At 61.4% G+C, this 19,040-nt stretch carries 18 protein-coding genes; 13 read left to right on the plus strand and 5 right to left on the minus strand.

Going from position 1 to position 19,040, the window contains the following annotated elements; translation table 11 throughout:
- Positions 1–9 precede the first annotated feature (9 nt).
- Both E3Z29_RS05885 and E3Z29_RS05890 read left to right on the plus strand, forming a co-directional pair.
- Positions 10–567, plus strand: a complete 558-nt coding sequence (locus E3Z29_RS05885) for a DUF4136 domain-containing protein (protein WP_095667638.1) — start codon at positions 10–12, stop codon at positions 565–567.
- 251 nt (positions 568–818) lie between these two features.
- A complete protein-coding gene (locus E3Z29_RS05890) occupies positions 819–2,822 on the plus strand; it encodes a pilus assembly protein TadG-related protein (protein ID WP_134785350.1) in 2,004 nt (667 codons plus the stop codon).
- On the opposite strand, the gene E3Z29_RS05895 is transcribed toward E3Z29_RS05890, so the two are convergent.
- Positions 2,819–5,566 carry a PAS domain-containing sensor histidine kinase gene (locus E3Z29_RS05895; RefSeq protein ID WP_134785351.1) on the minus strand — a complete coding sequence of 916 codons (2,748 nt, stop codon included), beginning with the start codon at positions 5,564–5,566 and terminating at the stop codon, positions 2,819–2,821. The genes E3Z29_RS05890 and E3Z29_RS05895 overlap by 4 nt on opposite strands.
- Complete coding sequence (locus E3Z29_RS05900; protein WP_134785352.1) at positions 5,563–6,009, minus strand: TadE/TadG family type IV pilus assembly protein; 447 nt, start codon at positions 6,007–6,009, stop codon at positions 5,563–5,565. The genes E3Z29_RS05895 and E3Z29_RS05900 overlap by 4 nt, the downstream gene beginning before the upstream one ends.
- Positions 6,010–6,084: 75 nt before the next feature.
- Here E3Z29_RS05900 and E3Z29_RS05905 point away from each other — a divergent pair, with 75 nt between their 5' ends.
- Positions 6,085–6,555 carry a prepilin peptidase gene (locus tag E3Z29_RS05905; RefSeq protein WP_134785353.1) on the plus strand — a complete coding sequence of 157 codons (471 nt, stop codon included), beginning with the start codon at positions 6,085–6,087 and terminating at the stop codon, positions 6,553–6,555.
- Positions 6,556–6,673: 118 nt separating this feature from the next.
- On the plus strand, positions 6,674–7,459 hold the full coding sequence (locus E3Z29_RS05910; protein ID WP_096794830.1) for a response regulator transcription factor: 786 nt from the start codon (positions 6,674–6,676) through the stop codon (positions 7,457–7,459).
- A 59-nt stretch (positions 7,460–7,518) separates the two neighbouring features.
- Here the strand turns inward: E3Z29_RS05910 and E3Z29_RS05915 are convergent, their stop codons facing one another.
- The 3 genes from E3Z29_RS05915 to E3Z29_RS05925 all read right to left on the minus strand — a co-directional run bounded on the left by E3Z29_RS05915 (position 7,519) and on the right by E3Z29_RS05925 (position 8,532).
- A complete protein-coding gene (locus E3Z29_RS05915) occupies positions 7,519–7,926 on the minus strand; it encodes a response regulator (RefSeq protein ID WP_025111740.1) in 408 nt (135 codons plus the stop codon).
- 66 nt (positions 7,927–7,992) lie between these two features.
- Positions 7,993–8,205 (minus strand): Flp family type IVb pilin, encoded by a 213-nt coding sequence (locus E3Z29_RS05920; RefSeq protein WP_134785354.1) that lies wholly within the window; start codon positions 8,203–8,205, stop codon positions 7,993–7,995.
- 120 nt (positions 8,206–8,325) lie between these two features.
- Positions 8,326–8,532, minus strand: coding sequence for a Flp family type IVb pilin (locus E3Z29_RS05925; RefSeq protein WP_102357094.1), 207 nt, complete (start codon positions 8,530–8,532; stop codon positions 8,326–8,328).
- Positions 8,533–8,877: 345 nt separating this feature from the next.
- Here E3Z29_RS05925 and cpaB point away from each other — a divergent pair, with 345 nt between their 5' ends.
- The 9 genes from cpaB (at position 8,878) to E3Z29_RS05970 (ending at position 18,963) form a co-directional block, all read left to right on the plus strand.
- Entirely contained in the window at positions 8,878–9,813 is a 936-nt protein-coding gene (gene cpaB / locus E3Z29_RS05930) for a Flp pilus assembly protein CpaB (RefSeq protein ID WP_134785355.1), read from the plus strand.
- A gap of 20 nt (positions 9,814–9,833) precedes the next feature.
- Positions 9,834–11,057, plus strand: coding sequence for a type II and III secretion system protein family protein (locus E3Z29_RS05935; RefSeq protein WP_134785356.1), 1,224 nt, complete (start codon positions 9,834–9,836; stop codon positions 11,055–11,057).
- Entirely contained in the window at positions 11,054–12,244 is a 1,191-nt protein-coding gene (locus E3Z29_RS05940; RefSeq protein WP_134785357.1) for a pilus assembly protein, read from the plus strand. Before E3Z29_RS05935 ends, E3Z29_RS05940 begins: the two co-directional genes overlap by 4 nt.
- Positions 12,241–13,509, plus strand: a complete 1,269-nt coding sequence (locus E3Z29_RS05945; RefSeq protein WP_115988283.1) for a CpaF family protein — start codon at positions 12,241–12,243, stop codon at positions 13,507–13,509. Before E3Z29_RS05940 ends, E3Z29_RS05945 begins: the two co-directional genes overlap by 4 nt.
- 18 nt (positions 13,510–13,527) lie before the next feature.
- On the plus strand, positions 13,528–14,412 hold the full coding sequence (locus tag E3Z29_RS05950) for a type II secretion system F family protein (protein WP_097089927.1): 885 nt from the start codon (positions 13,528–13,530) through the stop codon (positions 14,410–14,412).
- Position 14,413: 1 nt separating this feature from the next.
- Positions 14,414–15,298 (plus strand): type II secretion system F family protein, encoded by an 885-nt coding sequence (locus tag E3Z29_RS05955; protein ID WP_134785358.1) that lies wholly within the window; start codon positions 14,414–14,416, stop codon positions 15,296–15,298.
- A gap of 23 nt (positions 15,299–15,321) precedes the next feature.
- On the plus strand, positions 15,322–16,044 hold the full coding sequence (locus E3Z29_RS05960) for a tetratricopeptide repeat protein (protein ID WP_134785359.1): 723 nt from the start codon (positions 15,322–15,324) through the stop codon (positions 16,042–16,044).
- 17 nt (positions 16,045–16,061) lie between these two features.
- Positions 16,062–16,334, plus strand: a complete 273-nt coding sequence (locus tag E3Z29_RS05965; RefSeq protein WP_134785360.1) for a DUF3613 domain-containing protein — start codon at positions 16,062–16,064, stop codon at positions 16,332–16,334.
- Positions 16,335–16,560: 226 nt separating this feature from the next.
- The gene (locus tag E3Z29_RS05970; RefSeq protein ID WP_134785361.1) at positions 16,561–18,963 is read left to right on the plus strand and encodes an autotransporter outer membrane beta-barrel domain-containing protein; all 2,403 of its coding nucleotides are present in this window, start codon (positions 16,561–16,563) and stop codon (positions 18,961–18,963) included.
- Positions 18,964–19,040 lie beyond the last annotated feature (77 nt).

Genomic DNA, 19,040 nt, shown 5'->3' on the forward strand with positions numbered 1-19,040 from the left:
AGAACAACCATGTTCCGTCGTCTCGCTTTACTGGCCATGGCCGCGCTGCTCAGTGCCTGCGCTGCCAACCAGGTCAATCACGACTTTGACGCCAGCCGCGATTTCGCCGCCTATCGCAGCTGGAGCTGGAAAGAACCCGCGCTGCAATACCGCCCGGATGATCCACGGATCAAGAGTGACCTGACCGAGCAACGCATCCGCCAGGCCGTCAGCGATCAACTTGATCAACGCGGTTTGCGCCCCGCCGCTGCGGGAGCCAAGGGCGACCTGAGCGTGCAGACCTACCTGATTGTCGAGGATCGCCAGCAGCAAGTGACCACCAACTACGGCGGCGGTTGGGGTGGCCCGTGGAACGGGTATTGGGGCGCGCCGATGTACAACGAAACCCGCAACATCACCTACAAGGTGGCAACGATCCAGATCGACCTGCTCGACGGCAAGGACGGCAAACTGGTTTGGCGTGGCAGCGATGAGCAGATGCTCAGCAGCACGCCCAATCCGCAGGATCGCAGCAACGCGGTGCGCGAAACGGTGGCCCGGATATTGGCCAACTATCCACCGCGCTAGTTCGCTGTAAAAAAAGGGAGCCCAAGAGGCTCCCATTTTTTGCCCCACCACAAATCTCCCTGTGGGAGCGGGCTTGCTCGCGAAGACGGCGTGTCAGCCACATCCATGTTGAATGACACAGCGCATTCGCGAGAAGACGAGGTCTGCAGGGTTTTGTGCAGCACCAAATGGCGCGTTGCCACTAGCGCCGTCTACACTCAAATCCACCATCGGAGGTAGCGCTCGGCAACGCGCCGGCAAAGGAGTGCGCCATGTCGCCTCGTACGCAGTTCAACGGCCCGGCCCGGCAACGCGGGGCGATCGGGTTGATGGCGGCTGCCACCCTCAGTCTGGCGCTGGTGTTGATGCTGTTGGTGGTCGACACCGGTCGGTTGTACATGGAGCAGCGCAAGTTGCAGCGGGTGGTCGACAGTGCGGCGCTGGAAGCGGTCAGTCGCGGCGGCAATTGTCAGTCAGGCCTCAGTGCAGCCACTTATGCCGGGCAAAGCGCAGTGCGCAATGGCTACATCATCGATAGCAACAACACCCTCGCGACGACCTGCGGCAGTGTGCAGACCGCGGCCAGCGGCCTGCGTGCGTTCACCGTCGATGCAACCCGGTCGAGCGCAATCAAAGTGGACGCCAGCCGCACGGTGACCACCAGTTTTGCCGGCGGCGTAGAGGCCTTGTTCAGCGGCTCTGCGGTCAGCCTGAACACCACGCTCAACGCCTCGGCCGTCGCCGCGCAGCCGACCCCGACGGTTGCGCAACTGAACATCCGCAGTACGCTGGCGAGCATCAACACCGCCCAGTCGAACATTCTCAATCCGCTGTTCTCCGGGCTGCTCGGCGGCAACGTCAACCTCACGGCACTGGGTTGGGACGGTCTGCTCAATACCGACATCAACCTGCTCAGCTACCTCAACCAACTGGCGATCAACCTCAACGTCGCCGCCGGCAACTACACGCAACTGCTCAACACCCAGGCCACGGTCACCCAACTGATTCAGGCGGCCGCGACGGTGGTGCAGCTCAATGGCGCGACCGCGACGGTGATCACTGCGCTGGGTCAGCTGCAGGTTGCGGCGATCAATGCTGCGCCGGTCAAACTCGGCGACATCCTGCAGTTGCAGACCGGCACCACCGCCGCCGGGCTGGATGCCAACCTGCAACTGCTGCAACTGATTCAGGGTGTGGTGCAACTGGCCAACAGCAAAAGCGCGGTGGCCGCGACCTTGCCGATCAGCGTGCTGGGGCTGGCGAATGTCACGGTGCGGGTCAAGGTGATCGAGCCGCCGCAGTTTTCGGCGATTGGTGATCCAGCGCGGGCCAAGGCCAATCCGTTGGGGCCGGACCGGATTTATGTGCGCACGGCGCAGATTCGCACGATGCTCTCGGTCAATCTGCCGGTGTTGTCGGGGGTGACCGGGCTGCTCAATGCGGTGCTGGGATTGGTCGGCACACTGACCCCGACCCTCAACGCGCTGCTGAGTCTGAATCTGGTGGCGACCCTCAATTCAGTCGGTTGTCTGCTCGGCGCCGGTTGCCAACAGCTTGATCCGCAGTTGCTGCCATCGCCGGAAATCGACATCGCCCTGGATGCCGGTGGCGCTATCAGCTACGTCACCGATTACAGCTGTCCGATCGGCCCGGGAACCTCGGGCACCAAAAGCCTGACCGCCCACACGATCACCTCGATCGCTGACCTCAAGGTCGGCAAGATTGACCCGACCAATGCTTTTTCCTCGCTCGCCGAGCCGACGGTTACACCGTTGCCACTGGTCGATCTCGGCACTGTGACCTGCCACAAGATTCTCGGCATCGGCAGTTGCGACGAGAACACCCACGTCCAGTACGGGGCGGGCGGGATCGCGATCATGGTCAATACCAGCGTCGCGCAAAGCTCTCAGGATTTGCTGTATTCCAGCAGCACGCCATTCGCCACGCCGGCCAACCTCAAACTGCCGCCGAGTGTGATTTCAGCGGCGCCGTCGAGCAACATCGTCAGCAGCCTGGCGAACACTTTGGCAGGGATCAATCTGATCGTGTACAAGCCGCAGGGCGGCAACCCACTAGGGGCTATCGTCACCGGTGTGGCCAGCCTGATCAGCGATGTCACGGCCATTCTGCAACCGCTGATTACCAACCTGCTCAGCCCATTGCTCGACCCGCTGCTGAACAACTTGCTTAAAAGCCTAGGCATCAACCTGATGGACGTCGACGTCGGTGCCAACATGACCTGCGGCCAGACCGGCAAGGCCTATCTGGTGATCTAGGCGTCCGGTGCAATCGGCAACTCGATGCAGAAACGTGCGCCCTCCAGCGAGTTGCGCACGCTCAAATGACCACCCATGTTTTCGATGATGCCGTAGCTCACCGACAGCCCCAGCCCGGTGCCGACGCCCACCGGTTTGGTGGTGAAGAACGGTTCGAAAATCCGCTCCAGCAAACGCGGCTCGATGCCGCCGCCGTTGTCCTCGACCCACAGCCGAACCTTGTGCTCGTCGCGCTCGGCATAAATCGAGATCCATGGCTTGAACGATGAGTCTTTCTCGCGTTTGCCGAGCAGCGCATCGCGGGCGTTGACCATCAGGTTGATCAGCACCTGCTCCAACTGATCGACGTAACCGCGCACCTGCACGCTGAAAGCGGTTTCGCTGATCCGCAGGTCGACGCCTTTGCCGCGCATGCCTTCGGCCAGCAACGACAAGGTGCCTTCGATGGCCGAGGCCGGGTTGAACAGTTGTTGCTCGATCTCCGAACGACGGCCGAACACGCGCATGTGATCGACCACTTTCGCGGCGCGCTGCACCTGGGCGTCGATGCGATTGAGTTTGTCGGTCAGATAGTCGATCTGCACATCGCCGTTGCCCAGGCGCTTGAGCACGTTGACGATGGCCATGCGCATCACGTTCAGCGGCTGATTGATTTCATGGGCCAGACCAGTGGCCATTTCGCCGAGGGTGGCCATTTTTGCGCTTTGCGTGAGTTGCTGCTGCGAGCGCCGCACCTCGGTGTTATCGCGGCCCACGGCCTGCACCTCAAGCAGGCGCCCGTGTTCATCGAACACCCCGCGATCGGACCACACCCACCATGCATGTTCGCGCCCGGGTAATTGCAGGCTGATTTCGGCAGTGCTCACTGGTAGCTCCGGGGTCAGCAGTGCCAGACGCTGGATGAAGGCGGCGCGTTGTTCGTCGGACATCCAGCTGCCCAGATCTACCCCCGGCAATTGCTCCGGGGTGCATTCCAGATAAGTCGCCAGCGGCCGATTGCCGAAGGTCAGCGTCAGGTCCGGGCGATAACGGCAGATCATCGCCGGAGAGTCTTCCACCAGAATCCGGTAACGCTCTTCGCTGTGTCTGACCTGTTCGGCGGCGAGGGTCGCTTCGGTGACGTCCAGCCACAGCCCGACGGCTTCGACCGGCAGACCAAGATCATTGCGCAGCAGTTTGGCTTCGTCGAGCAGCCAGTGGTAGTCGCCGCGTGCGTCGCGCAAGCGAAAACGCGCACGCGCCGAGCCTTCGCGCAACAGTTGCCGGGTGCGAGCGAAATACAGCTCGCGGTCTTCGGGGTGAATCAGTTGCACCCAGTCGGCGGCGCAGCCCTCGGCCGGCGTCCAGCCCAGCAGCGGCTGCAGGCTGGCGCTGAAAAAGTCCGCAAGCAACGCACCTTCGACGTAGCGCTGCACATAAATCACTGCCGGCGAACTGGCGATCAGGTTATCCAGCCGCGCATGGGCGGCTTCGGCGCGTTGCTGCTGGTTGCGCGTGTCGCTGATGTCGAGCATGAATCCCACCAGCCGCCGCTGTTCACCGCTGCCGGCGACCTGGCCCTGAACGCGATACCACAGGGGCGTTTGTCCGGGGCCGCTGCGGTGCAGGCGAACGCACAGGGTCAGGGGCTCGCCGTGCAATTGCAGGGCATGCAGGCGGCTGCGCAGTTCTTCGCGGTCGGCCGGATGAATCAGTGCGAGCCAATCTTGCAGCGAGATGCGAGCACGGTCCGCCGGCAACACATCGAGCAGCGTAGGCGCCAGCAGCATGTCGTCGCCAAGCATTTCCCACCAACCGGTGCCGAGCAGGGTCTGCAGCGATTCCAGGCGTTCGGTGTAGTGATGATGTTGCTGTTCTCGCAGGCGGCTGAGCAGCGGGCCGGCCAGTGCGCTGGTCAGGGCCATCCAGTCGCGGTCGTTCAGGTGCGGGGCGGCAATGTCCACGGTGTAGAAGCCGCAGAGCAGCCACGCCACCACCCCTCGATCATCGCTGTAGGGCACGGCGAACCCGTCGGCGTTGCCGAACGTGGCCTCCACCCGCGCGTGGTCGTACAAGCCATGATGGGCGCCGAGGCGTTGCGGCGCGCTGCCGTTGAGGCTGTCGAGCGGCGTGCCCAGACGTTGGCCGTCCTGCCACAGCAACGGCGCGTCGTGGGCGCGATATTGCTCGTAGATCTGCCAGCCCTGCTCCTGTTCGTCGAGCAGGGCGAGAGCCAGACACGGGATATGCCAGCGCTGGGCGATGGCCTGCAGTTGCTCGCTGAGCACCAGCGGCAAACGCGTCAGGCTACAGACGCGCAGGTGTTCGCTGATCTGTCCGGCAAGTGCCTGACTGGCTTCACGGTTGCGCGACTGCTGGCGCTCCAGCAGCAGGTCGCCGATGTCCATCAGTTGCAGCATCCAGCCGTCGGCCGAAGGCTGTACCCAACCGCGCAGGTGCAGGGTCTGATCGCTGAGGCCGGGAAAATCCAGATCGAGTATTTGCCCTTGCCAGTCCTGCGGGCGGCCTTCAATTGCCAACGTACTGTGCGCGAGTAAATAAGCCGACAACGGCAGCGGCGAGTCGTGGGGTGGCTGTTGCGCGAGTTGGTGGCGCAACGGCCCGGCGATCTGCAATACGCCGCCGTCGTGGTTCAGTTGCAGGTGCAGGCCCAGCGGCGGTGCGCCGAGATGATCGGGCAGTTCGTTGGCCGGCGGTGGCGCGCGCTTGAGCAGGCGCCCGAACAGATTGTCGCCGGCGGTCAAAATTTCAGGCTCGACGCGGCGGAGAGGGTGGCGGGCAGACTCGGCACTGCACCCACGCCCGGCAGCACCAGAAATGGAATGACCTGATTGAGCTTGCTGGTGGGGTAATCGACTCTGACCGTCAGCGTACCTTGAGTGGCGTCATACACCGCCGAGGTATCGACGCCGACCACCAGGTTCAGCGCGGATGGCACCCACTGCAACTGTTGGGTCAACGCGGTGTTGGCAGTGCTCACCACCACGGAAGCATAACCGGGAGTGTTGGGGTCGACTGCGACGCTGCGGCGCACCGCTTCAGATGTCGCCTCGTTGAAAGTCTGCATCAATATAAACGGCAGGCTGTAACTGACCAGCGCGTAGAACACGGCGAAAAAAATCACGAATACCAAGGCGAATTCGATCGCCACTGCGCCTGCCTGTGATTTTGCGAAGCCGGTTTTCATGAGTGCGTCTACCCTGACTTTCACTGCGTAGTATCAGCATAGAATCATTCAGCAAAATCGGATGGATTTAACCGGATGCAGAGTTTAGTTCTCCTGATCTGGCTGGCCCTGTGCGCCGCCCAGGATGCCCGGCAACGGCGTATCGCCAATGTGCTGACGTTCGGTGCAGGAGCGCTGGCGCTGATCCATTTGCTGGCGACTGGCACCACCTGGTTCGGAGCCGATGCGCAGCAGGGATGGTCGGCCGCCGCGATCGCCCTGATGTTGACTGTTCCTGGGTATTTCATGGGCCGGATGGGCGCAGGCGATGTGAAATTAATGACAGCCATGGGCCTTGCGACGAACGGTTTATTCATTCTTTGTGCGTTTATCGGCGCTGGTATCGCCAGTCTGCTGTGGCTGCTCGTTGCGCCAAGAGTCTGGCTTCATATGAGTCAATGGCTTAGAGAACGTCTTCGATATTTAGAGCCAGGAGCGTCAAAGAAGCTGCCATTTGCACCGTTCGTGCTGGCAGGTGTATTGGCTTCGATACATTGGATCCATTAGTCGCCAGATGCCACTAGTCCTATGTACATAGTCGGAAAGTGCGTCTACTTTCAAATGAAGTGGTTACATCGCCAAAGTGCAGAAAAAGTCAGCTTTGGCCCGAGCAATGGAGTGGTTCGTGAACAAGCTTACGTCGGCGGTAAAAGTGCTCGTGGTCGATGATCAACCGTTGATCGTCGAAGAATTGTGCGAGTTTCTCGAAAGCAGCGGGTACCGCTGTGTGCCGTGTGAATCCAGCACTCAGGCGATCGAGCGTTTCAGTGAAGACGCCGAAATCGGTCTGGTGCTGAGCGACCTGCATATGCCGGACATGGATGGCATCCAACTGGTGCAGGAGCTGCAACGCATCAGCGGCAAACACCGGGTGTTCGAAGCGATCATGCTCACGGGGCGCGCCGACAAACAGGACGTGATCAAGGCCCTGCGTGCCGGGATTGCCGACTACTACCAGAAGCCGATCCAGCTGGATGAACTGCTCGAAGGCGTGAAACGTCAGGAAGCGGCCCTGCAAGAGCGGCACAAGAATGTCCAGTTGGGACACCTGAACCAGAAGCTGCAGTTTCTCTCGGAATCCATCGACGATCTCTACCAGGATCTGGACAAGGTCCGGCGCAATCCGGCGGCGGTGGTCAAAGACATGCTCGGCGGCGACGGCGCCGAAGCCGAGCAGGAGATTCCGGCGATCTTCAATCAGCTGTCACCACGGCAACTGGATGTGGCGCGGCTGGTGGGCAAAGGGCAGACCAACTATCAGATCGCCTGCGAGTTGGGCATCACCGAAAACACCGTGAAATTGTATGTCTCGCAGGTCTTGCGCCTGACCCATATGCACAACCGCACCCAGTTGGCATTGGCGCTATCGCCCAGTGCCTCGGCCGCCCGTCAGCGTGTGACCGCACACTGATCCCACTTGCCTGCCCTTCGCGGGCAGGCAGTCAATTCTGCCAAAAATACCTTGAGCGATTATCCGGCTTGCGTCTTGGGTTTGGGGAACAGATTGTCCAGGGTTTCCAACAGGCGCACGTGGTAGATCGGCTTGCGAAACAGATCCAGCACCTGCAGACGCAGCATGTCGCTGACGTCCTCCATGTCGGCATGTCCGGAGGTCACGATCACTGGAAGATGCTGGCGTGAAGTGTGCTCGCGCAGGCGTTTGATCAGCGACATGCCGGACTCCTCCGGCATGCGCAGATCGGTGATCACCAGCGCGATATCCGGATGGCGGGTGAGGTGATGCAGGGCGAGTTTCACCGAGGTGGCGGTGTGGCAGACAAAGCCCTCGCCCTCCAGTAACTCGGCCAGCTCAAGCAACGCGTCCTCTTCGTCGTCAACCAGAAGCAACTGTTGGCGGGGGAGTGAGGAAGCAGTCATGGGCAGTCCCTGAAAAGCTGGAAGTGAGATCGAGTGTAGCGCGACATTCGCCGGACGCGACTCACATCAGGGGGTTTGCACCGGAGCGGTTTGCGAGGCTCCACCGAGCGCCACCAGAACATTGTTGAAAATCGCAAATATCTTCGCGCCCAATGGGGTGATGAATACCACCACGACGACCGCGACCATCGCCACGACAATGGCGTATTCGATGGCTGACGCGGCTTCCGTACTGGCCAGAAAGGACCTCAGGCGCATGATCAGGTATTCAAGGATCATTGACATTCTCCTTAGTTACAACGGGAGATCGGACCTGTGAAATCCGATGACTTGCCAGTGCCTGAGCGCTGCTATGGGTGAGCATGGGACCGGGCACTGGAAGAGGGGCAAGGTTTTTGATCAAGGTGTCGGTCTGACCTGCGTAGCGCCACCGAGTTTGGTCAGTACCAGGTTGAAGATGGCCAGCACCTTGTCGCCGATGGGCGTCACAAACACCACGACCACGACCGCCACCATTGCCACCACAATCGCGTATTCGATGGCAGATGCGCCTTCTTCACTTCTGCACAGCAGCCTGGCCCTGGCCAGTAGATAGTCGATGATCATCCGAAACATACGTCCACTCCTTCGCGCCTCTGGCGCCGATCCAACGCTACAGCGGCATGCTTTCACCGTGCTATCAGAGCATTGTCAACAAACCCCCGGTCAACAACTGTAAGAACGGATTAATCACAAAGGATTAACCAGAACGTTAGTCGAGCCAAACCCTGCAGTTAATTGGCCAGGACTCATACTTTAGTGAGTTATTTTGCTGTCAGTAATGGCGTTTTGTCTCGGATCAGCTAGCTTGGAAATAGCGAAATCGTTGCATGTTCATAGCTGCCTGATCGCGAAAAATTCTCTCGGCAGGAAGTACAGGCTGTCGGTGCAGTGAGGAAAGGGAGAGCCGTCATGAACAGTCGCGTCACCATGGGGCTTGCAGCCGTTCTGCTGCTGGGGGCAATCGTCGTCGGCTACTGGGGCCTGATGCTCAGTCGGCAACCGGCTCCCGTTGCCCAAGTGCCTGCCGCCCCGGCAGTCGCCATGGAAAAAACCGTGGCCGCCGCCGAAAGTCAGACCCGCCAGCCAGTGGTCGTGCTGTTGCACGATGTGCCGCCGTTCACGCCGCTCACGGCTGCCGATGTGGCGGTGGAGAAATTGCGCAGTGCGCCAGCCGGCAGCCTTTCCAGTGTCGAGCAAGCGGTGGGTCGCACGCCGTGGCGGCACTTGAGCGCAGGCACCTGGCTCAACGACGAAAGCTTTCAGGCCGGTGGCTCACTGGCGCGGATGATTCACAGTGATGAGCGTGCGCTCACTGTGGCCGTGGACGAAGTGATCGGTGCCGCCGGGCAACTGATTCCCGGCGACTACGTCGATGTGCTGCTCTACCTGCGTCAGGACGCGAGCAATCTGCAGCAGTCGGCGCAGATCGTGGTGCCGGCCATGCGCGTACTCGGTGTCGGTGAGCAATACGGCCTGACCAACGACGGCCAACCCGCCACCCCGGCCTTGAGCGCCGACGAAAAACTCAAACAGGATCAACGCCGGATCGCTGCACGCACCGTGGTGCTGGCGGTGCCCGAACAATTGCTCAGCCGGATGATGCTCGCCACTCAGGTCGGCACGTTGCGCCTGGCCGTGCGCAGCAGCGAAGAACAGCGTCTGGCCAAGTACTGGGCCGGTGAAACCCAGTCACCGGCGCATGTGGACAACGCCAACAGCCAGCTCTTCCAGTTCACCCAACTGGCCCTCGGTGCCGCGCCAAAAGCGCCGGCCGCTGGCGGCCATGGCGGTGCGCGGCCGATGGAAGTGATCCGCGGCAATCAGCTTTCCCAACAAGCCCCATGACTGAGCAAGGATCCACGTGCATGCAGAGTCGATTCAGGCCGCTATTAACACCTGTCTTCCGGGCCTTGATACTGATGGGACTGTCGATCAACGCCGCCGTCGCGGCCACCGGCAATTGCTCGGCACTCGGCCGTATGCCGCCGGTGATCGAGATCGGCGAAGGCTTCCAGCAGGACATCCAGTCGCCCGTGGCAATCACCCGCGTGGCTATCGGCGACCCGAAGATCGCTGATGTGCACGACACCGGCAGCGCCTCGTTTCTACTCACCGGCGTGGCCCCCGGCGCCACCAGCCTGATGGTCTGGACGTCGTGCTCCAGTGAGCCGCGCCAGAGCATGGTGTTCGTCAAGGGCAGTGCCACTGCCGCACTGACCAGCGCCAGCAGAATGCCTTCCGATGATCCGATGCTGCCCTCGCAAGTGCAGACCGACATTCGTTTCGTCGAAGTCAGCCGCACCAAACTCAAGGAAGCCACCGCTTCGCTAATCGGTACACGGGGCAATTTCCTGTTTGGTTCGCCCGGTACGTTGCCGCCAATCGATGGCGTGCCGACGCCGAGGCTGCCGGTGGATAACGGCCTGTTCAATTTCTCGTGGATCGGCGGCAAGACCATGGCGATCATCAACGCGCTGGAAACCAGCGGTTTCGCCTACACCCTCGCACGCCCCAGCCTGGTGGCGTTGAGCGGGCAGAGCGCAAGCTTTCTGGCCGGTGGTGAAATCCCGATTCCGGTGCCCAGCGCCGGCAGCGACAACGTGTCGATCGAGTACAAGGAGTTCGGTATCCGCCTGACCCTGACCCCGACCGTGATCAGCCACGACCGCATCGCGCTGAAAGTCGCACCGGAAGTCAGCGAACTGGATTTGAGCAACGCTGTGCAGATAGCCGGCACCACCGTGCCGGCCCTGACCATCCGCCGTACCGACACCAGCGTCTCGCTGGCCGATGGCGAAAGCTTCGTGATCAGCGGCCTGATCAGCACCACCAACAGTTCGCAGGTGAACAAGTTTCCGGGGCTGGGCGATATCCCGGTGCTCGGCGCCTTTTTCAAAGGCTCGCAGATCAGACGCGAAGAGCGCGAACTGCTGATGATTGTCACCCCGCACCTGGTGCAGCCTCTGGCGGCGGACGCGCAACTGCCATCGCTGCCGGGGGAAAAACTGCGCAACTACGATCCGAATTTCTACCGCATGTTCTTCCTCGAAAACGGCAACTTCGACAAACGCAGTGGGCTGTCCCAATGAACCAGAACCTCAGCCAGACTTTTCTGGCGATCACCCGTAACAGCACCGATCTGGAGTGGCTGCAAGGCGCACTCGCGCCGCTGGGCCAAGTGGTGAGCGCCGGGGCCGGGAGCCTGGACGAGTTGCTGGCGCTGGTCGATGTCACCTTCGCCAGCCTGGTGTTCGTCGGCCTCGATCGCGACCATGTGGTGGCGCAGAGTGCGTTGATCGAAGGCGCGCTGGAAGCCAAACCGATGCTTGCCATCGTTGCGCTCGGCGACGGCATGGACAACCAACTGGTGCTCAACGCCATGCGTGCCGGCGCCCGGGATTTCGTCGCCTACGGTTCGCGCGCCAGTGAAGTCGCCGGGCTGGTACGGCGCTTGAACAAGCGCCTGCCACCGGTGGCGGCCAACACGCATCTTGGCGGCCTCACGGTGTTGTACGGTACGCAGAGCTATTGCGATGGCGCGCTGCTGGCCAACCATATGGCGCAGGTGGTGCAAAAGAGCGGACAGCAGACCTTGCTGCTGGATCTGGGCCTGCCGCGCGGTGACAGCCTGGCGTTGCTCGGGCTCGAGAGTTCGTTCCACTTCGGCGATGCCTTGCGTCACTTGCGCAGGCTCGACGCGACGCTGATCGACAGTGCCTTCACCAGCGCTGAAGCGGGGCTGCGGATTCTGGCGTATGCCAGCAGCGACGAGCCGCTGGAAAACACCAGTGCCGCCGAGCTGTACATGTTGCTCAGCGCTTTGCGCCAACACTTTCAGCACATCGTCGTGAACCTTACCGGGCAATCTGACAGTGAAGCCTTGCGCACGTTTGTCAGCCACTGCGACAAGCTGATCTGGTACACCGATCAGAACGTGCTCAACTGCCGCCGCAACCTCGCCGTACTCAACTTGTGGCGCGAGAAGGGCATGAAGCTCGACCACGCACGTTTGCTGGTGGACGGCTATCTGGGCAGCGTGGCCCCGGATGCTGAAACCCTGGGCAAAACCTTCAACCTCGAAGTGATCGCGGTATTGGCGGCCAATGCCGAAGTGCGCCTTAACGCCAAGAATCAGGGCGTCAGCCTGTTCGAACTGGCCCCGCGGGAAAAACTCACGCAAAGCCTGCGGGCTCTCGGTGAGCGTCTGGCCAAGCGCTCCGAAGGCCTGGCCAAACCCAAAGTCACCTGGTTCGATCGCTTGCGAGGCACCTCATGAGCGCGGAAAAACTGTTCGGCGCGGTGCAGCGCGGCGCGACCGGCAATACCGATCACGAAGGCCTGAAACTGGTCCTGCACCGCTACATCATCGACGCCATCGAAGAGTCGGGGAAAAACCTGCTGGAGGGCTCGCGCCAATTGCTGGCGCAGTTTGTCACCGACAAGGTCGCCGAATACATCGCCCGCCTGCACCTGGCGATTTCCCGTTACGAGATGGAGCGGCTGGCCGAGGAAATCGTCGATGAACTCACCGGTTTCGGTCCGCTGGAAGTGCTGCTGCGCGATCAGTCAGTGACCGAAATTCTGGTCAACGGCCCGCACCGGGTATTCATCGAACGCGATGGCGTGCTGCATCAGAGTGACCTGCGTTTTATCGACGCGCACCACGTCGAGCGGGTCATGCAACGGATTCTCGCGCCACTCGGGCGGCGTCTCGACGAGTCTTCGCCGATGGTCGATGCACGTCTGCCGGACGGCAGCCGGGTCAACGCGATCATCCCGCCGATCGCGCTCGACGGCCCCTGCCTGTCGATTCGAAAGTTTCGCAAGGACATGCTCAAAAGCAGTGATCTGATGGCGATGCAGACCATCGATCTGGCGATTTTCGAGTTCCTTCAGGAGGCGGTCGGCAAGCGTTGTAACGTGCTGATCAGCGGCGGTACCGGCACCGGCAAAACCACGCTGCTGAACATCCTCAGCCAATTGATCAACCCCCACGAACGTCTGGTGACCATCGAAGACGTCGCCGAATTGCAGCTCAGCCACCCGCATGTTGTGCGCCTGGAAACCCGTCCGCCGAATGCCGAGGGCCACGGCGAAGTCAAGGCCAGCGACCTGATCCGCAACGCCCTGCGCATGCGCCCCGACCGGATCATCCTTGGCGAGATTCGTGGAGTCGAGGTGGTCGATGTGCTGACCGCGATGAACACCGGTCACGACGGCTCGATGAGCACCGTACACGCCAACAATGCCCAGGATGCGTTGCTGCGGTTGGAGACGCTGGTGGGGCTGACCGGTCGCTCGATCGCCGAGCGCACCTTGCGCCAGATGATCTGCGCCGCCCTCGATGTGATCATCCAGCTGACTCGCATGCCCGACGGCCGCCGCTGTGTCAGCGAGGTGGTGGAAGTGGTCGGCATCCGTGAAGACGTCTACGTCACCAACACCTTGTTTCGCCTTGATCGGCGCACTGGTTTCGGCTTCCTGCGCGAAGCGGTCAATCCGGCGGGCGACAAGTTGCGCTACGAGACCCACCTGGGCTGACCGCATGGGACTTGCATCATGATCGGACCGGCCATTCTCATCCTTCTGTGTCTGATCCTGCTCGGGCTCTCGATCTGGCTGTTCGTGCACGGTATCCACAAGACCAGCAACGAACGGGTGCTCAATCGTCTCGCGGCGGGGCAGCCGCAACTGGCCGCGCAGAAGCCGACCTGGGTCGGGCTTGAACGGATGTTTTTGCGCGCCGGGCTTGGCCGTCCCAGCGAGCGTTTCGGGCTGTGGATGACCCTGTGGGGCGTGGCGATTGTCCTGGGTTATCTATTGGCGGACTGGATCGGTTTGCTGGCGATGCTGCTGGCGCCGCCGCTGATCCTGCGCCTGTACATTTCCTGGCTGTACCACCGGCGGATCAAACGCATGATCGAGCAGTTGCCGCAGCTGCTCGACTACACCGTACGCAGTCTCAAGTCCGGCCGCACCTTGAGCGACGCCGTCATGGGCGGCATCGAATCGAGCGAGGATCCGCTGAAAAAAGCCATGGGCCGGGTGCAGCGCAACGTGCAACTGGGGGTCAATCTGCCGGATGCGGTCAGCGATTTCGCCGAACTCTACGAACAGGACGAACTGCGCATGTTTGCCCTCGGCCTCAAGGTCAATCATCGCTACGGCGGCAATGCCAGCGAGCTGTTGGAGAACCTGATCAAGCTGATCCGCGAACGTGACCAGGGCGCCCGGCAACTGCGCGCACTGACTGGCGAAACACGCATGACCGCGTGGGTGCTGGGTTCGCTGCCGGTGATTCTGGTGAGCTACTTCATGCTGACCAATCCCGGCTACATGCTCGGCATGTGGCACGACTCCGGTGGTCGGACCATGTTGATCATCGCCGTGGTGTTGCAAGTGACCGGGTGCCTGGCGCTGTGGCGCATGTTGCGGAGTATTTGAAATGGTCTATCTCGCCGCTCTGATGCTGCTGCTCGGCGCGCTGTTGCTGGTGGTCAATCACCTGCTGACCGAGCGCCGCCGGGTGCGCCAAGTCAACCAGCGTTTGCAGGGGCATCTGGTGCGCGAGAACCGTTTCGGTAACTGGCTGCGGGCTCTGGGTAACAGCAGGTTCGGTCAGCGCTCGGTGAGCATCGACAGCGAAACCCAGACCCTGCTCAGTCGCCTCGGCTGGCGCCGCGCCAGTGAGCGCTCGCTGTTCGCCGCCTGCCAGATCGGCACGCCGCTGCTGGCGCTTGGGTTGGCGATCTTTCTCCAGGAAGTGTTTTTTCCGCACGCCGCCAACCGCTGGATCGTGCCGATGCTCGTCACCGGCGCCGGTTACCTGTTGCCCAAGCGGCTGTTGGCTTACGCCGCCGGGCGTCGGCAGAAAACCATCGCCGTGGAAATCTCCACGTTCATTCCGCTGCTGCGCATCCTCTTCGAGTCGGGCATGGCGGTTGAACAAGCCTTGCGCGTGCTCAGCACCGAAGGGCAGAAACTGCTGCCGGAACTGACCCGCGAACTGCGCCTGATTCTGGCCCGGGTCGACTCGGGACTGGAGCTGGGACAGGAGTTGAACAAGACCTCGGTGATGCTGGCGGTCGATGAGTTCACCGACACCTGCGTGATCCTGCAGCAACTGATTCAGCAGGGTGGCGGGGCAATGAAATCGCTGCTGGCGCTCAAACAATTACTCGACGACCGCCGCCTCACCCGACTGCAGGAATACATCTCGAAGATGTCGGCGAAGATGTCGGTGGTGATGATGCTGTTTCTGTTTCCTGCCTTGCTGATCGTACTGGCCGGCCCGGGGTTCACCGCGATTACCCGGGCGTTTGCAAACTGACGTTGGCTCATGGAGAGCGTTTGATGAAAGCACTGATTGTCTTGGCAAGTGTGTTGTTGCTCGGTGGTTGCGCCACCGACGGTCAGGCGCCGTGGTCGGCGATGCTCGCACCGACCAGTTGCAGCAAACTCGATTCCGAACAGGAACTGGCGCTGAACCTGGCGGACGATCTGGCCAACGACGGCAAACTGCACGCCAGCCTGGCCAACCTGCAAAGCCTGCCCGACAAACTGGTCGAGGTCCGCCTGCGCAAGGCCAGGGTGTATCGCTTGCTCGGGCGCAATGAAGCCGAGTCGCTGTATCGCGGGCTACTCGGTACTTGCCTCACGGCGGACGCCGAACACGGCCTGGGGCAGATCTATGCCGCCCGTGGCGACAATGGCCAGGCTCAGGCGCACTTGCAACGCGCGGTGCGTCTGGCGCCGACCAATGAAAAAATCCGCAACGACCTCGGCGTGGTCTACCTCAACCAGTTGCGTCTTGAAGATGCGCGTTTCGAGTTCCTGACGGCCATCGAACTCAAGCAGAACGATCAACTGGCCACGCTGAATCTGGTGAGCTTGCTGCTGTACCAGAACAACTGGCAGCAAGCAGCCGAAATCGTCAGCCGCGCGCACCTGACGCCGGAGCAGTTCGCCGACGCCCAGGCCCGCGCGGAAAAACTCAAGGTGCCGGCCAAGGCCCCGACCGCGGTTGGTAATCAAGTAGCGGTGGTGGCTGACCCACAACCGTCGACGCTCAAGTGACACTCCGGGAGATGACCATGAACACCTTGCACAGTGTTTATTGCCTGGCCCTGCTCAGCCTGCCGTTCGCCGCCCAGGCGATCGACGCCGGCCCGGCCTCGGCGCAGCAACAGGAAACCGAAGGCTGGCTGGTGCTGCAAAGTCGCAACCAGGCAGCCTCGCCCAAGCCGCAAACCGCCACGGCGGCGGAGCGGGAGCTGGCGCTGCAACGCTGGTTGAAGAAATACAAATACGAGATTCCGGATTTTTACGACCCGGATGCGGGCGGCAAGATCGAGACCAAGAACTAGGTTGATCGCAACGCTCAAGCGCGCAGGAGATGCGGCCTGAGCGGATACTGGATGGATTGTCTTGAAAATTGACGCCATCACTTTGACTTTTGTGTGGTATCAAAATGATGGCTCGTGTACATTCCCCGCGCCCGAACCAGGACGACTTGGTGGGACGGTAGGGATGCCTGAATCATGTAACGAACCCTGCTGAAACTGTTTCTCATGTTTTGGAAGGGAATCTCGCGTGACTATCGTATGCCTGCGCCGCTCTGTCCTGGCGCTCTCCATCTCCGCCGCCGCCGCTTTGCACACCACTATGGCTATCGCCGCCGGCGCGAGCCTGAACCACGACCTGAGTGGCGGCCCGCTGACCAGTAATCTGCAGAACTGGGGGCTGATCACTCTGAGCGGTAACGGCAATATCGCTCCTGTTTCCCAGGTGAGTACGACCTACGGCGCACAGCTCTCGGGGGTGACGGCGGATCAACTGCGCAACACCGGCAATATCCGGATTGACGGCGCCAGGTTCGGCACCGGGATCAGTCTGGGGACCGCTGGAGTGGTGCCGACCAAAATCGCCGGCGCGCTGCTCAACGAAGGCTCTATTTCAGTTCACGGTCTGGCCGACGCTGGCACCTCCAGCGGTATTTCCGATCTCGGCAGCACGCTGGGCGATTCGTTGGTCAACAGTGGCAGCATCGACGTCAGCGGCCAGACCGCCAGTGGCCTGTTGCTGGTGCATACCAACATGACCGGGCTCAGCAACCGAGGCACCATCACCGCAAGCGGCACCGACGCATTGGGCGTATTGCTCGATGGCGCGACACTGAGCCAGTCGGTCAACAACACCGGGACTATCCGTGCGACCGGTGCCAATGCCGAGGCGGTAGTGTTCGAGGGGGTCAAGTTCAGCGCTCCGGCGAGCGCCAATTCCACCGCGCTGTGGAACGGCGGAACCATTTCCGGCGAGGACATCGGTGTGCATGTCAGTGGCCAGGCCAGTGGCGCCCGGCCTTTCGGCATCTATCAAATGAACGGGTTGATCGAGGGTGGCAAGGCGGCGATCCAGGTCGATGACGGCGCGAGCTACTTTTATTTCTATGGCGGCGCGGTGAAGGGTGACCTGCTCGGCCTGTCTGGAGTACTGGTCGACGGTGATGCGACTTTCGACGGTTCGACCATCCGCTCCGGCTACGTCACTATCGAAGAGGGCACGCTGACCCTGATGAAGCCGCACACCACCTTCATCGGCGACTTCGATATGGAAGAGTCGAACTCGGTGCTGGAGATGTACCTGGGCAATGACACCAACCCGGCGCTGCCTGTGCTGAAAGTCACCGGCACCACCGATATCGCCCCGGGCGCGCAACTGCGTCTGCTGGCGCGCTCCAGTGATTTTCGCGTGAGCCCCGGTGGAACGCGTTACACCCTGATCAGCTCGGGGAATCTGGTCGGTGGCAACAACCTGACCGTGACCTCGACCTCCGCGCTGCTGGATGTGAAGAGTTTCGGTGTGGTCGGCAATGACATCACCAGTGTGGTGACGACCAAGTCGAGCGAGGTGCTGGCCGAGAACACCCTGGCAGTCGGCGGCAGTGATAACGCGGCGACGGCGGTCGGGCATGTGCCAGGACTGCTGGCACGCCTCGATGAACAGGATCCGGTGTTCCAGGCATTCGCTAACGCCGGCACCGATGCCGAACTGGCGCGCCTGAGTGAAACCCTCAGCCCGGATGTCAGCCGTGGTGTACTGCACGCGGCGACCAACAGTCAGACGCTGGTCTCGGGCGTGATCAATGATCGCTCCAGTCGTGCACGCTCAGCCACCGGCGCCCCGGAAAAAGGCGTATGGCTGCAAGCCTTGAGCAGCGATGCCAATCAGGACGAGCGTCGCGGTGTCGCCGGTTATGATGCCGACAGCCACGGGATCGCGGTCGGTGCCGATGGTCAGTTGAATGCCGATACCACATTGGGTCTGGCTTACAGCTACCTCGATACCGATGTGAAATCCGATCTCGGCAACAAGACCAAGGTCACCGGGCATGCGCTGACGCTGTACAGCAACTGGGTGCATGACAACTGGTTCGTCGACTCGTCGCTGATGTACGGCTGGAACGATAACGAATCCAAACGTTATATCGCTGGCACTCAGGCCAAGGCTGATTACGACAGTGATGTATTCGGCGTGAGCGCACTGGCCGGGTACAGCCTGCGGCTGATGCCTGATTTAGTGCTGGAACCACAGGTTGGCGCGCGCTATGCCAATGTCGGCATGGATGCGTATCGCGAGAAGGGCAGCTCGGCGTCGCTGAATGTCGGCAGTCAGCGTTATGAAGTCGGTGAGATGGGCGTCGGTGCACGTCTGGCGGCGGCATTCGATGTCGGCAGCGGCAGCCTGGAACCGGAAGCGAAGCTGATGGCCTGGCATGACTTCATCGGTGACAAGGTCAGCACCACATCGGCCTTCGTGCTGGGGGGCGAGTCGTCCGTCAGCCGCGGTACCACGCCGGTGCGTGACAGCTATGAACTGGGCCTGGGCGCCAACTACCGGATGGGCGCGTGGAGCGTCGGTGGCTCTTACAACTATCTGACCTCCAGCGGTTTCGACTCCGACAGTTTCACCGCGAAGGTGCGTTACGCGTTCTGATCCACATCGGGTAAAACCTGTGGGAGCGAGCCTGCTCGCGAAGGCGTAGTGTCAGTCGGCAAAAATGCTGACTGATC

It is taken from the genome of Pseudomonas sp. S150, assembly GCF_004526365.1.
GTDB lineage: Bacteria > Pseudomonadota > Gammaproteobacteria > Pseudomonadales > Pseudomonadaceae > Aquipseudomonas > Aquipseudomonas putida_A.

What these genes read in the sequence shown, in the direction of transcription:
- E3Z29_RS05885 (WP_095667638.1), top strand. Translation starts at nt 10, where the DNA reads ATGTTCCGTCGTCTCGCTTTACTGGCCATGGCCGCGCTGCTCAGTGCC.
- E3Z29_RS05890 (WP_134785350.1), top strand. Translation starts at nt 819, where the DNA reads ATGTCGCCTCGTACGCAGTTCAACGGCCCGGCCCGGCAACGCGGGGCG.
- E3Z29_RS05900 (WP_134785352.1), bottom strand. Translation starts at nt 6,009, where the DNA reads ATGAAAACCGGCTTCGCAAAATCACAGGCAGGCGCAGTGGCGATCGAA.
- E3Z29_RS05905 (WP_134785353.1), top strand. Translation starts at nt 6,085, where the DNA reads ATGCAGAGTTTAGTTCTCCTGATCTGGCTGGCCCTGTGCGCCGCCCAG.
- E3Z29_RS05915 (WP_025111740.1), bottom strand. Translation starts at nt 7,926, where the DNA reads ATGACTGCTTCCTCACTCCCCCGCCAACAGTTGCTTCTGGTTGACGAC.
- E3Z29_RS05920 (WP_134785354.1), bottom strand. Translation starts at nt 8,205, where the DNA reads ATGATCCTTGAATACCTGATCATGCGCCTGAGGTCCTTTCTGGCCAGT.
- E3Z29_RS05925 (WP_102357094.1), bottom strand. Translation starts at nt 8,532, where the DNA reads ATGATCATCGACTATCTACTGGCCAGGGCCAGGCTGCTGTGCAGAAGT.
- cpaB (WP_134785355.1), top strand. Translation starts at nt 8,878, where the DNA reads ATGAACAGTCGCGTCACCATGGGGCTTGCAGCCGTTCTGCTGCTGGGG.
- E3Z29_RS05935 (WP_134785356.1), top strand. Translation starts at nt 9,834, where the DNA reads ATGCAGAGTCGATTCAGGCCGCTATTAACACCTGTCTTCCGGGCCTTG.
- E3Z29_RS05940 (WP_134785357.1), top strand. Translation starts at nt 11,054, where the DNA reads ATGAACCAGAACCTCAGCCAGACTTTTCTGGCGATCACCCGTAACAGC.
- E3Z29_RS05945 (WP_115988283.1), top strand. Translation starts at nt 12,241, where the DNA reads ATGAGCGCGGAAAAACTGTTCGGCGCGGTGCAGCGCGGCGCGACCGGC.
- E3Z29_RS05950 (WP_097089927.1), top strand. Translation starts at nt 13,528, where the DNA reads ATGATCGGACCGGCCATTCTCATCCTTCTGTGTCTGATCCTGCTCGGG.
- E3Z29_RS05955 (WP_134785358.1), top strand. Translation starts at nt 14,414, where the DNA reads ATGGTCTATCTCGCCGCTCTGATGCTGCTGCTCGGCGCGCTGTTGCTG.
- E3Z29_RS05960 (WP_134785359.1), top strand. Translation starts at nt 15,322, where the DNA reads ATGAAAGCACTGATTGTCTTGGCAAGTGTGTTGTTGCTCGGTGGTTGC.
- E3Z29_RS05965 (WP_134785360.1), top strand. Translation starts at nt 16,062, where the DNA reads ATGAACACCTTGCACAGTGTTTATTGCCTGGCCCTGCTCAGCCTGCCG.